Origin of the sequence: Pseudomonas sp. TH04 (assembly GCF_016651355.1) — a bacterium.
Taxonomy (GTDB): domain Bacteria; phylum Pseudomonadota; class Gammaproteobacteria; order Pseudomonadales; family Pseudomonadaceae; genus Aquipseudomonas; species Aquipseudomonas fluorescens.
Window position 1 is genome coordinate 3,156,816 of sequence record NZ_JAEKEA010000001.1, and the last position, 12,941, is coordinate 3,169,756.

Consider the following 12,941-nt stretch of genomic DNA (forward strand, 5'->3'; position numbering starts at 1 on the left):
GGGGTGCCAGTCGACATATTTGTTAACTGACCCTCCGCATTCGCGAGCAAGCCCGCTCCCACACTTTTTACTGCGGTGTTTAGTCGAGCGCTTTCCAGATCTCGGTGGCGTATTCGCGGATCGTCCGGTCCGACGAGAACCAGCCCATGCGCGCGGTATTGAGCACCGCCGAACGCCACCAGGCCTTGGAATCGTGCCAATGCGCTTCGACCCGCGCCTGGGCGTCCCAATAGGCATCGAAGTCGGCACACACCAGGAAGCGGTCGTAGTCGATCAGCCCGTCGATCAAGCCCACATAACGGCCCGGATCATCCGGCGAGAACACCCCGCCGCGAATCGCTTGCAGCACATCGTTGAGACGATGGGAGGCTGCCACATCCGGCCCGGCGTGGAATTCACCGGCGTGCTTGCGGGCTTCCACTTGTTCGGCGCTGAGGCCGAAGATAAACATATGCTCGGCGCCCACCCGCTCATGCATCTCGACGTTGGCGCCGTCCATGGTGCCGATGGTCAGCGCGCCATTGAGGCCGAACTTCATGTTACTGGTGCCCGACGCTTCAAAGCCGGCGGTGGAAATCTGCTCCGACAAGTCCGCCGCCGGAATGATGCTTTCCGCCAGGCTGACGTTGTAGTTGGGCAGGAACACCACCTTGAGCAAACCGCGCACGGTGGGGTCGTTGTTCACGGTGCGCGCGATGTCGTTGGTCAGCTTGATGATCAACTTGGCCTGGTGATAACTCGCGGCGGCCTTGCCCGCGAAGATTTTCACCCGTGGCACCCAATCGGTGCCCGGCTCGGCGCGGATTGCCTGGTACAAGGCCACGGTGTGCAGCAGGTTTAACAGTTGGCGCTTGTACTCGTGGATGCGCTTGACCTGCACATCGAACATCGCCGCCGGGTTCACCGAAATGCCCAGGCGCTCGTGGATGATCTCGGCCAGTGCACGCTTGCTGTGCAGGCGCTGTTCGGCGAAGGCTTTGCGGAACACCTGCTTCTCGGCGAAGGTTTCCAGCTCCGTCAGGCGGGTTTCCATGGTGTCGAGGATGTCCGGGCCCAGGGCTTCCACGAGCATCTCGGTGAGCTTGGGGTTGGCCTGGTACAACCAGCGGCGGAAGGTGATGCCGTTGGTTTTGTTGTTGATGCGCTCCGGGTACAGCTTGTGCAGTTCGGAGAACACCGTGCTACGCATCAGCTGGGTGTGCAAACCGGACACACCGTTGACGCTGTGGGAGCCGAGGAATGCCAGGTTACCCATGCGCACGCGGCGGCCGTTGTCTTCTTCGATCAGCGACACCGCGCGCAACACGTCGAAATCGTGGATGCCCTTGGCCCGCAGCGAATCAATGTGCTGGGCGTTGATCAGGTAGATGATCTGCATGTGCCGCGGCAGCATGCGTTCCATCAGGCCTACCGGCCAGGTTTCCAACGCCTCGGGCAACAAGGTGTGGTTGGTGTAGGAAAGCGTTTCAACCGTCACGTCCCACGCGGCTTCCCACGGAATGTCGTGCAGGTCTACCAGTTGGCGCATCAACTCGGCCACGGCGATGGACGGGTGGGTGTCATTGAGCTGGATGGCAGCGTGCTCACCCAGGCTGAGCACCGAGCCGTGCATGTTTTTGTGGCGGCGCAACAAGTCTTGCAGCGAAGCGGAGACGAAGAAGTATTCCTGGCGCAGGCGCAGTTCCTGCCCTGCTTCGGTGCTGTCGGCAGGGTAAAGCACGCGCGAGATGCTTTCGGCGCGGGCCACTTCGGCGACGGCGCCCAAGTGGTCACCGGCATTGAAGCGTTCCAGGTGCAGGTCTTCCACGGCCCGTGCACGCCACAGACGCAGGGTGTTCACACTGGCGCCGCGCCAGCCCACTACCGGGGTGTCATAAGCAACGGCGCGCACGGTTTCGTTGGGCGTCCACACCTGGATCAGCTTGCCGGAGGCATCCGGCAGGGTTTCGACGCTGCCGCCAAAGCCGATCGGGTAAATCACTTCGGCCCGTTCAAACTCCCACGGGTTGCCGAAGTCCAGCCAGCGTTCGGTCTGTTCCTGCTGCCAGCCATCCACAATCGCCTGGCGGAACAAGCCGTGCTCATAGCGAATGCCGTAACCGTGGCCGGCAATCCCCAAGGTCGACATGCTTTCCATAAAGCAGGCCGCCAAGCGGCCAAGGCCGCCGTTGCCGAGCGCCGCGTCGGGCTCCAGCAGGCGGATGCGTTCCAGGTCGACGCCCAGTTCGGACAGGGCTTCGCGCGCAATCTCCAGCACGCCGAGGTTGCTCAGGCTGTCGTAAAGCAAGCGGCCGATGAGGAATTCCAGCGAGAGGTAATAAACCCGCTTCTGGCCTTTGCGGTAAATACGGCGCGTATGGTTCATCCAGTGGTCGACCATCTGGTCGCGGGCGGCCAGGGCAATGGCTTCAAACCAGTCGTGGTCGAAGGCGTGGTCGGGGTCTTTACCCACCGCGTAAGTGAGTTTGGTCAAGACAGCATCGCGGAATGCGGCTACCTCTGCTTCTCGTGCAAGCGGTTCCTGAGACATCGGTGCGACCTCGGGCGAGATTGAAGGAGTTGCTAGAGCCTAGTCGGTCTGACAGACGGTGAACGTGCTGGTTCGGCAGTTTTTTAACTCATTCACCTTTGCGGGAAAATGATGCAGGGGTCGTGCCCGATCGGGGTTTGAGCAGCCTTCTGGCTGAAAGCCGCAAAATACTGTTCAAAAAATCATCAATCCCGGTATTATCGCGCGCCCAGATAGCGCCCCACCTTGGAACCCTGATGAAGCCTCAACTGATCGCCGCCGCGGAACTCGACCGTCTCGAGACTTGGCAGAAATATTCCGCCCACATGTGCGGTGGCTGTGTGTCCAGCTGCTGCACGCTGCCGGTTGAGGTGAAGATCAAGGACCTGATCCGCATTGGCATCGTCGATGAGTTCGAGCGCAGTGACCCACCGAAGAACATCGCCAAGCGCTTGCAGAAAGAAGGCATCGTCGAGCGCTACAACTCCAAATCGGAGATTTTTACCCTGCAGCGCATGAGCAACAACGATTGCCTGTACCTGGATCGTAAGACGCGCTTCTGCACTATTTATGACAAGCGCCCGGATACCTGCCGCAACCACCCGAAAATCGGCCCGCGCCCGGGGTATTGTGCGTACAAGCCGAAGGAAGTGGTGCGCGAGACCAATTTCCGGACTCTCGACAAGTTCTGATGATCATGATGATCGTTCCCACGCTCCGCGTGGGAATGCAGCCCTGGACGCTCTGCGTCCGCCCTTAAAAGCGGGACGCGGAGCGTCCCAAGCGGCATTCCCACGCAGAGCGTGGGAACGATCAGGCATAAAAAAACGCCCCCGGCCTTTCGACCGGGGGCGTTTTTCATTCAGCCTGAGTTAACTCAGTTCTTGGCTTTCTTGGCAGCGCGGGTACGCTCGCCTTCGTCCAGGATCTTCTTACGCAGGCGGATCGACTTAGGTGTCACTTCGCACAGCTCGTCGTCCTGGATGAATTCCAGAGCCTGTTCCAGGGTGAAGCGAACAGGTGGAACCAGAGCGATGGTTTCGTCTTTACCCGAAGCACGCATGTTGTCGAGCTTCTTGCCTTTGGTTGGGTTGACGCCCATGTCGTTGTCACGGCTGTTCAGACCAACGATCTGACCGTTGTAGATCTCTTGACCGTGTTCAACGAACAGCTTGCCACGCGCCTGCAGCGTTTCCAGGGAGTAGGTCAGTGCCTTACCGGTTTCTACCGATACCAGAACACCGTTCTGACGGCCGGACATGTCGCCGGACTTCATGGTGTCGTAGCGATCGAAGATCGAGGTCAGGATGCCAGCACCGTTGGTCAGGGTCAGGAACTGGTTACGGAAACCGATCAGACCACGAGCAGGGATGTTGTATTCCAGACGCACACGGCCTTTGCCATCCGGCACCATGTTGGTCAGGTCACCTTTACGCAGGCCCATCTCTTCCATGACCTTGCCCTGGGATTCTTCCGGGGTGTCGATGGTCACGTTTTCGAACGGTTCCTGCTTCACGCCGTCAACAGTACGGATGATCACTTCTGGACGACCAACGCCCATTTCGAAGCCTTCGCGACGCATGGTTTCGATCAGTACCGAGAGGTGCAGCTCACCACGGCCGGAAACCTTGAACTTGTCAGCCGAGTCGCCTTCTTCAACGCGCAGTGCAACGTTGTACAGCAGCTCTTTGTCCAGACGTTCCTTGATGTTACGGGAAGTCACGAACTTGCCTTCTTTACCGCAGAAAGGCGAGTCGTTTACCTGGAAGGTCATGGAAACGGTTGGCTCGTCAACGGTCAGAGGCTTCATCGCCTCGACAGTGTCCGGCTGGCACAGGGTGTCGGAGATGAACAGCGAGTCCATGCCGCTGACGCAAACGATATCGCCGGCGAAAGCTTCTTCAACGTCAATACGGTGCAGACCGTGGTGACCCATCAGCTTCAGGATACGACCGTTACGCTTCTTGCCATCAGCACCGATAGCCACAACCGGGGTGTTCGGCTTGACGCTACCACGAGCGATACGGCCAACGCCGATAACACCCAGGAAGCTGTTGTAGTCCAGTGCGGAGATTTGCATCTGGAACGCGCCTTCACGGTCAACCTTCGGCGGTGGAACGTGGTCAACGATTGCTTGGTACAGCGGGGTCATGTCTTCCGCCATGGCGGTGTGTTCCAGACCGGCAATACCGTTCAGGGCAGACGCGTAGATCACTTGGAAATCAAGTTGCTCTTCGGTAGCACCCAGGTTGTCGAACAGGTCGAAAATCTGGTCCAGAACCCAGTCCGGACGTGCGCCTGGACGGTCAACCTTGTTGATGCACACGATCGGACGCAGGCCGGCTTCGAAAGCCTTCTTGGTCACGAAACGGGTTTGCGGCATAGGGCCGTCTTGAGCGTCAACCAGCAGCAGAACGGAGTCAACCATCGACATTACGCGTTCTACTTCGCCGCCGAAGTCGGCGTGGCCCGGGGTATCCACGATGTTGATGTGGTAGCCGTTCCAGTTGATAGCGGTGTTTTTAGCCAGGATGGTAATACCGCGCTCTTTTTCCTGGTCGTTGGAGTCCATCACGCGCTCGTCGTTGAGCTCGTTGCGCTCCAGGGTGCCGGATTGACGCAAGAGTTTGTCTACCAGGGTGGTTTTACCATGGTCAACGTGAGCAATGATGGCGATGTTACGTAGATTTTCGATCACTTGTGTATCTCGATCAGAGGATTCGGTGTGCTGACAGGTCGTGGCAGCGATTAACAGTAGAGTCAGGCCTTGCCGTTACAGCTTGACGGCAGAGTCGGGGGGCCGGTGACGCAGGCCACAGGCAAACAGCCCCGGGCTCTTAGCTCGGTCGATAAACGCGCACATTGGCATGCCCCTCACTGAGCAAATGGTGGGCATGCAGGCGACTCATCACGCCTTTGTCGCAATACAGCAGGTACTGACGGCTGTTATCCAGTTCCTTGAAACGCGCGTTCAATGCGTAGAACGGCAGCGTTTGCACGTCGACGCCAGCGATTTCCAGCGGCTCATCTTCGGCGGCATCCGGGTGACGGATGTCGACGACAATCTGGCCGGCCAGGGCTTCACTGACTTCTTCGATTTGCACGTCTTGGCCCAATTCGTCGATTACGCGATCGATCGGCACCATTTTAGCGTTCTCGAGCGCACGCTCCAGAATCGCCATGTCGAACTGTTGTTCTTCGTACTCCACGCGGTTGCGCTTGGCGTGGGTCTTGGGGTTCACCGAAATGACCCCGCAATATTCAGGCATGTGCTTGGCGAAATCCGCCGTGCCGATTTCTTCGGCCAGGTCGATGATGTCCTGCTTGTGACTGGCGATCAGCGGGCGCAGCACCAGCTTCTCGGTCACGCAGTCGATCAGCGACAGGTTCGGCAGCGTCTGGCTGGAGACCTGGGAGATCGCTTCACCGGTCACCAACGCGTCGATCTGCAACTGATCGGCGATTCGGGACGCAGCGCGCAACATCATACGCTTCAATACTACGCCCATATGACTGTTATCGACTTTGCCGAGAATTTCACCCAGCACTTCCTCGAACGGCACGCTTACAAATAGCACGCGTTGGGAGCTGCCGTACTTCTTCCAGATAAAGTGCGCGACTTCCATCACGCCCAATTCATGTGCACGCCCGCCCAGATTAAAGAAGCAGAAGTGGCTCATCAGGCCGCGGCGCATGATCTGGTAGGCCGCCACCGTGGAATCGAAACCGCCGGACATCAGCACCAGGGTCTGTTCCAGGGCACCCAGCGGGTAGCCGCCGATGCTGTTGTGCTGGCTGTGAATCACAAACAACCGTTGGTCGCGAATTTCCATGCGCACTTCAATTTGCGGCGCTTTCAGGGAAATTCCGGCGGCGCCGCACTCGCGACGCAGCTTGCTGCCGACGTATTTCTCGACGTCCATGGAGCTGAAGGTGTGCTTGCCGGCGCGCTTGCAGCGCACCGAAAAAATCTTGCCTTCAAGCTCATTGCCAAAGTGCAGCTTGCACTTCTCGGTGATGTCGTCGAAGTCGCCCAGCGGGTACTCATCCACCTGCAGGAAATGCGCGATGCCCGGCATGCAGCTCAGGCGCTCGGTCATGTCCTTCAAGGCTTTGGCATCGGTGATACGGGTTTCCAGCTCGAGGTTGTCCCACACGCCATTCACCACCACAGCCGGGTCCAGGTCACGGAGCACGGCACGGATGTTCTTGGCCAATTGACGGATGAAACGCATCCGTACCGGTCGGCTTTTGATGGTGATCTCGGGGAACACTTTAACGATTAATTTCATGGAAACAGCGCGCGCCGGGCCTGCTGAAAAAGGGGGGCGCGGATTATAGCGGAAATCGCTCAAGGTTTAACCAGTTAATATGCATTACACACGACGCGCACCAAAACGGGTCATTTACGTCAATTAACGCTACATTGCAGTGCGTGATTTATTCCGTTTCGGCGGATTGCACCGTTATAGGGGCCATTTTGAGGCAAAAAGGCCATGTTGGCGCACTGGCATGCAATTTGCTCTCTTGTGAGGCAGGTTGCCTTGGTCGAGTATTCGCGCCGGCATCACCCACATTCTAAGGGCTAACTCCACTATCCAGCCCGAAGCCACCCGGAGGACACCATGTCGAAGTCGGTTCAACTCATCAAAGATCATGACGTTAAATGGATTGATCTGCGCTTCACGGACACTAAAGGTACTCAGCACCACGTGACCATGCCGGCTCGCGACGCGCTGGATGATGCTTTCTTCGAAGAAGGCAAAATGTTCGACGGTTCCTCCATTGCCGGCTGGAAAGGCATCGAAGCTTCCGACATGATCCTGATGCCGGACGACAGCACTGCCGTTCTCGACCCGTTCACCGAAGACCCAACCCTGATCATCGTCTGCGACGTGATCGAGCCTTCGACCATGCAAGGCTACGACCGCGACCCACGTGCGATCGCCAAGCGCGCCGAGGAATACCTGAAGTCGACCGGTATCGGCGACACCGTATTCGTAGGCCCGGAGCCAGAATTCTTCATCTTTGATTCGGTCAAGTTCAAGTCCGACATCTCCGGTTCCATGTTCAAAATCTTCTCCGAACAAGGTTCGTGGATGTCTGACCAGGACATCGAAGGCGGCAACAAAGGCCACCGTCCAGGTATCAAAGGTGGCTACTTCCCAGTTCCGCCGTTCGACCACGACCACGAAATCCGTACCTCCATGTGCAACGCCATGGAAGAAATGGGCCTGGTCATCGAAGTTCACCACCACGAAGTGGCGACTGCCGGCCAGAACGAAATCGGTGTGAAGTTCAACACCCTGGTGGCCAAGGCTGACGAAGTTCAGACCCTGAAGTACTGCGTACACAACGTGGCTGATGCCTACGGCCGTACCGCTACCTTCATGCCTAAGCCACTGTACGGCGATAACGGTTCGGGTATGCACGTTCACCTGTCCATCGCTAAAGAAGGCAAGAACACCTTCGCTGGCGAAGGTTATGCCGGCCTGTCCGACACTGCCCTGTACTTCATCGGCGGTATCATCAAGCACGGTAAGGCCCTGAACGGCTTCACCAACCCGTCGACCAACTCCTACAAGCGTCTGGTGCCAGGTTTCGAAGCACCGGTAATGCTGGCCTACTCGGCGCGTAACCGTTCCGCTTCGATCCGTATTCCTTACGTGTCCAGCCCACGCGCTCGCCGTATCGAAGCACGCTTCCCGGACCCGGCAGCCAACCCATACCTGGCCTTCGCTGCCCTGGTCATGGCTGGCCTGGACGGCATCCAGAACAAGATCCACCCTGGCGACGCCGCCGACAAAAACTTGTACGACCTGCCGCCTGAAGAGGCCAAAGAGATCCCACAAGTGTGCGGCAGCCTGAAAGAAGCCCTGGAAGAGCTGGACAAGGGCCGTGCGTTCCTGACCAAAGGCGGCGTATTCAGCGACGACTTCATCGATGCCTACATCGAGCTGAAAAGCGAAGAAGAAATCAAAGTACGCACCTTCGTACACCCACTGGAATACGAGCTGTACTACAGCTGCTGATCCGGTAGCGCTGCTTAACGTGGCGTAACGAAAAGACCTCCTTCGGGAGGTCTTTTTTTGCCTGGCGTTTAGCGAGCCGGGGCGTGGCGGTCGAGCAGTTTGCCAACCATCAAGGTGCCGAGAGCACTGAGCTGATGAATCGCCAGGACGGTATCGCGGTGTTTGCCTTCCAGCGCCTCTGACAAATCAAGCAACAAGGTGCTGACCGAGGTAAAGGCTTCGAAGCTGTTGACCAGCAGGGACTCGTCGTCGCTGCCAGAGTCGATGGTGAAGACGGATAGAGGTGGATTTGGGGTTGCTTTGAACATGTCTTAACTTCCTCGAATGAGGCCGCCATCGACTCGCTACTAAACGATAGGGTGGCAGCTATGCGCAGGTTAGTAGACCGGGGAAGTTAAGCAAAAGCCGGCGCACCCGAAGATGCCCTACGCACAGCCGCCATAAAGGTCGGAGTGGTACGACTTAACTTAACCCTCAGGCTACTAAACCTGATCGCTGATGAGCAGCGACCGAGCAACCTTAGAGACGACAAGCCAGCCGTACAAGCCGGCGGATTCTGGCGCACCTGTAGGCAAGCACGCAAGCTAAGGTAGCCTCTGGCTGACACTGCCCAAAATCTGCAAACCCAATCAAAATGTGGGAGCGGGCTTGCTCGCGAAGGCGGTGTATCAGTTAATGCATCGGGTGACTGACACACCGCCTTCGCGAGCAAGCCCGCTCCCACAAGGAGATCTACGTTGAAACATAAACTTGCATTCGCCCTGTTGTTCGCCTGCGCCACAGCCAGCGCCGCGCCGCCCACCCTGGAGCCTCTGCTCAACAGCATCGCCGAACGCCTGGAGATTGCCGACCAGGTGGCCCTGAGCAAATGGGACAGCCACAAGCCCGTAGAGGACAGGAAGCGCGAACAGGAAGTGATCGCCAGCGTGGTCGCCCAGGCGCCCACTTACAAACTCGACCCCGCCGCCGCCGAGCAATTTTTCTCGGCACAGATCGAAGCCAATAAGCTGGTGCAATACACCCATCTGTCCGACTGGCAGTTCCAGGGCAACGCGCCCGACGACCCGCGCCCAGACTTGGTCAAGCAAATTCGCCCGCAACTGGACCAACTGCAAAAACGCCTGCTGCAGCAACTGGCCGACTTCACCCCGCAGCGCACCGATCCACAGTGCCCGCAATGGCTGGCCACCGCCGTGCATGAGCCGCAGAATGATCCGCTGCGCCAACTGGCAATGATCCGCGCCACCGCCGAGCTGTGCATCTACAAAGGTTGAGGCCTGAAACCCAATCAAAATTGTGGGAGCGGGCTTGCTCGCGAAGGCGGTGTGTCAGTCACCTGATGCATTAACTGAAACACCGCCTTCGCGAGCAAGCCCGCTCCCACATTTGGACTCGGTGCATTCAGTTGCGCCTTCCAAGCCTTCCTGAACAACCTTCACAAAACTGCACTATATTGGTGCGATAGCTTGCACGCTTCCCACCTGCCCAGCCCATTTTGGTTCGATTCTTCCCGAACAAGCTGGCAGAACGCCACAGTTTCGCGCCTTAAACCCCTATTTCAGGGCTTTAACGCTTCTTTTCGGAGCCTTGGTTTGGTTTTTGCATTTTCCTTGTATCAGCGTGTGCCTCAAGCCCGCGCCTTGCTCCAAAAGAGGTCCTGATGACCATCAGCGATGCACTGCACCGTTTGTTACTCGACAACCTGACCACCGCGACCATCCTGCTCAATGACGACCTGCGTCTTGAGTACATGAACCCGGCGGCGGAGATGCTCCTGGCCATCAGCGGCCAGCGCAGCCATGGGCAGTTCATCAGCGAATTGTTCACCGAGTCGGCCGAAGCCTTGAGCTCGTTGCGCCAGGCGGTGGAACAGGCACACCCGTTCACCAAGCGTGAAGCGATGCTCACTGCCCTCACTGGCCAGACGCTGACCGTCGACTACGCCGTGACCCCAATCCTGAGCAACGGCGCAACGTTGCTGTTGCTCGAAGTGCACCCCCGCGACCGCTTGCTGCGCATCACCAAAGAAGAAGCGCAGCTGTCCAAGCAGGAAACCAGCAAGATGTTGGTGCGCGGCCTGGCCCATGAAATCAAGAACCCGCTGGGCGGGATTCGCGGCGCGGCGCAACTGCTCGCCCGCGAACTGCCCGACGAGCACCTCAAGGACTACACCAACGTCATCATCGAGGAAGCCGACCGCCTGCGTAATCTGGTGGACCGCATGCTCGGCTCGAACAAGTTGCCCTCCTTGGCCATGACCAACGTGCACGAGGTGCTGGAGCGCGTCTGCCAGTTGGTGGAAGCCGAAAGCCAAGGCTGCATCACGCTGGTGCGCGACTACGACCCGAGCATTCCCGATGTATTGATCGACCGCGAACAAATGATTCAGGCGGTGCTTAATATCGTGCGCAACGCCATGCAGGCCATCAGCAGCCAGAACGAGCTGCGCCTGGGCCGTATCAGCCTGCGCACCCGTGCCCTGCGCCAGTTCACCATCGGCCATGTGCGCCATCGCCTGGTGACCAAAGTCGAGATCATCGACAACGGCCCGGGCATTCCTGCGGACCTGCAGGAAACCATCTTCTTTCCCATGGTCAGCGGCCGCCCGGACGGTACCGGGCTGGGCCTGGCCATTACCCAGAACATCATCAGCCAGCACCAGGGTCTGATCGAATGTGAGAGCCATCCTGGCCACACCACGTTCTCGATCTTTCTGCCTCTGGAACAAGGAGCCCCATCGACATGAGCCGTAGTGAAACCGTCTGGATCGTCGATGACGACCGTTCTATCCGCTGGGTCCTCGAGAAAGCCTTGCAACAGGAAGGCATGACCACCCAGAGCTTTGACAGCGCCGACGGAGTGATGAGCCGCCTGGCTCGTCAGCAGCCGGATGTGATCATCTCCGACATCCGCATGCCCGGCGCCAGTGGCCTGGACTTGCTGGCGCGGATCCGCGAGCAGCACCCGCGCCTGCCAGTGATCATCATGACCGCGCACTCGGACCTGGACAGCGCTGTCGCGTCCTATCAGGGCGGCGCCTTTGAGTACCTGCCCAAGCCATTCGACGTGGACGAGGCGGTGGCGCTGGTCAAGCGCGCCAACCAGCACGCCCAGGAACAACAAAGCCAGGAAGCCCCGCCCGCGCTGACCCGCACCCCGGAAATCATCGGCGAAGCGCCGGCGATGCAGGAAGTGTTTCGCGCCATCGGGCGTTTGAGCCACTCCAACATCACCGTGTTGATCAATGGCGAGTCGGGTACCGGTAAAGAGCTTGTCGCTCATGCGCTGCACCGTCACAGCCCACGGGCGGCCTCGCCGTTTATCGCGCTGAACATGGCGGCGATTCCCAAGGACTTGATGGAGTCCGAGCTGTTCGGCCATGAGAAAGGCGCGTTCACCGGCGCCGCCAACCTGCGGCGTGGCCGCTTTGAACAGGCGGACGGCGGCACACTGTTCCTCGATGAAATCGGCGACATGCCGGCCGACACCCAAACCCGCTTGCTGCGCGTATTGGCCGACGGCGAGTTCTACCGCGTTGGCGGGCACACGCCGGTCAAGGTCGACGTGCGCATCATCGCCGCGACGCACCAGAACCTCGAAACCCTGGTGCACGCGGGCAAGTTCCGCGAAGACTTGTTCCACCGTCTGAACGTGATCCGTATCCACATCCCACGCATGTCGGACCGCCGCGAAGACATCCCGACCCTCGCCCGCCACTTCCTCAGCCGCGCCGCCCAGGAGCTGGCCGTCGAGCCGAAGCTGCTGAAAAGCGAGACCGAGGAATACCTGAAGAACCTGCCGTGGCCGGGCAACGTGCGCCAGCTGGAGAACACCTGCCGCTGGATCACCGTGATGGCATCCGGGCGTGAAGTGCATATCAGCGACCTGCCGCCGGAGCTGTTGAGCCTGCCGCAGGACTCCGCGCCGGTCACCAACTGGGAGCAAGCGCTGCGCCAGTGGGCCGACCAGGCCCTGGCACGTGGGCAATCGAACCTGCTGGACAGCGCCGTACCGGCCTTCGAGCGCATCATGATCGAAACCGCCTTGAAGCATACCGCCGGCCGCCGCCGCGACGCCGCCGTGCTGCTCGGCTGGGGCCGCAACACCTTGACGCGCAAGATCAAGGAGTTGGGGATGAAGGTCGATGGCGGGGATGATGACGAGGGTGATGAGGCTTAACACCTCTTCCTGACCCACTGAAGATCCCCTGTGGGAGCGGGCTTGCTCGCGAAGGCCGTGCGTCAGTCAGCAGATGTATTGACTGACACACCGCCTTCGCGAGCAAGCCCGCTCCCACATTTGGTTCTCCACAAGGTTTGGGATCGTGCACCGCTTCAATGCACCATGAACTAGCATCGCGCACATCCAGCCAGCCTGAAACACCCGCCGAATCAACAAAA

At 59.0% G+C, this 12,941-nt stretch carries 9 protein-coding genes; 5 read left to right on the forward strand and 4 right to left on the reverse strand.

Annotation, left to right across the window (positions count from 1 at the left end; genetic code table 11):
- Positions 1–79 precede the first annotated feature (79 nt).
- Positions 80–2,530 carry a glycogen/starch/alpha-glucan phosphorylase gene (locus JFT85_RS14185; RefSeq protein ID WP_053253907.1) on the reverse strand — a complete coding sequence of 817 codons (2,451 nt, stop codon included), beginning with the start codon at positions 2,528–2,530 and terminating at the stop codon, positions 80–82.
- Positions 2,531–2,766: 236 nt separating this feature from the next.
- Here JFT85_RS14185 and JFT85_RS14190 point away from each other — a divergent pair, with 236 nt between their 5' ends.
- Positions 2,767–3,201, forward strand: coding sequence for a YkgJ family cysteine cluster protein (locus JFT85_RS14190; protein ID WP_201230015.1), 435 nt, complete (start codon positions 2,767–2,769; stop codon positions 3,199–3,201).
- A gap of 185 nt (positions 3,202–3,386) precedes the next feature.
- Here the strand turns inward: JFT85_RS14190 and typA are convergent, their stop codons facing one another.
- A complete protein-coding gene (gene typA / locus JFT85_RS14195; protein WP_053253905.1) occupies positions 3,387–5,207 on the reverse strand; it encodes a translational GTPase TypA in 1,821 nt (606 codons plus the stop codon).
- 139 nt (positions 5,208–5,346) lie between these two features.
- On the reverse strand, positions 5,347–6,801 hold the full coding sequence (thiI, locus tag JFT85_RS14200; RefSeq protein ID WP_169875670.1) for a tRNA uracil 4-sulfurtransferase ThiI: 1,455 nt from the start codon (positions 6,799–6,801) through the stop codon (positions 5,347–5,349).
- 333 nt (positions 6,802–7,134) lie between these two features.
- Here thiI and glnA point away from each other — a divergent pair, with 333 nt between their 5' ends.
- Positions 7,135–8,541, forward strand: a complete 1,407-nt coding sequence (glnA, locus tag JFT85_RS14205) for a glutamate--ammonia ligase (RefSeq protein ID WP_034117297.1) — start codon at positions 7,135–7,137, stop codon at positions 8,539–8,541.
- Positions 8,542–8,609: 68 nt separating this feature from the next.
- Here the strand turns inward: glnA and JFT85_RS14210 are convergent, their stop codons facing one another.
- Positions 8,610–8,849, reverse strand: coding sequence for a DUF6124 family protein (locus JFT85_RS14210; RefSeq protein ID WP_069550829.1), 240 nt, complete (start codon positions 8,847–8,849; stop codon positions 8,610–8,612).
- 429 nt (positions 8,850–9,278) lie between these two features.
- On the opposite strand from JFT85_RS14210, the gene JFT85_RS14215 reads away from it, so the two are divergent.
- The 3 genes from JFT85_RS14215 to ntrC all read left to right on the forward strand — a co-directional run bounded on the left by JFT85_RS14215 (position 9,279) and on the right by ntrC (position 12,720).
- Entirely contained in the window at positions 9,279–9,815 is a 537-nt protein-coding gene (locus tag JFT85_RS14215) for a chorismate mutase (protein WP_069550828.1), read from the forward strand.
- 386 nt (positions 9,816–10,201) lie between these two features.
- On the forward strand, positions 10,202–11,287 hold the full coding sequence (gene glnL, locus JFT85_RS14220) for a nitrogen regulation protein NR(II) (RefSeq protein WP_053253901.1): 1,086 nt from the start codon (positions 10,202–10,204) through the stop codon (positions 11,285–11,287).
- Positions 11,284–12,720, forward strand: coding sequence for a nitrogen regulation protein NR(I) (gene ntrC, locus JFT85_RS14225; protein WP_017138632.1), 1,437 nt, complete (start codon positions 11,284–11,286; stop codon positions 12,718–12,720). The genes glnL and ntrC overlap by 4 nt, the downstream gene beginning before the upstream one ends.
- Positions 12,721–12,941 lie beyond the last annotated feature (221 nt).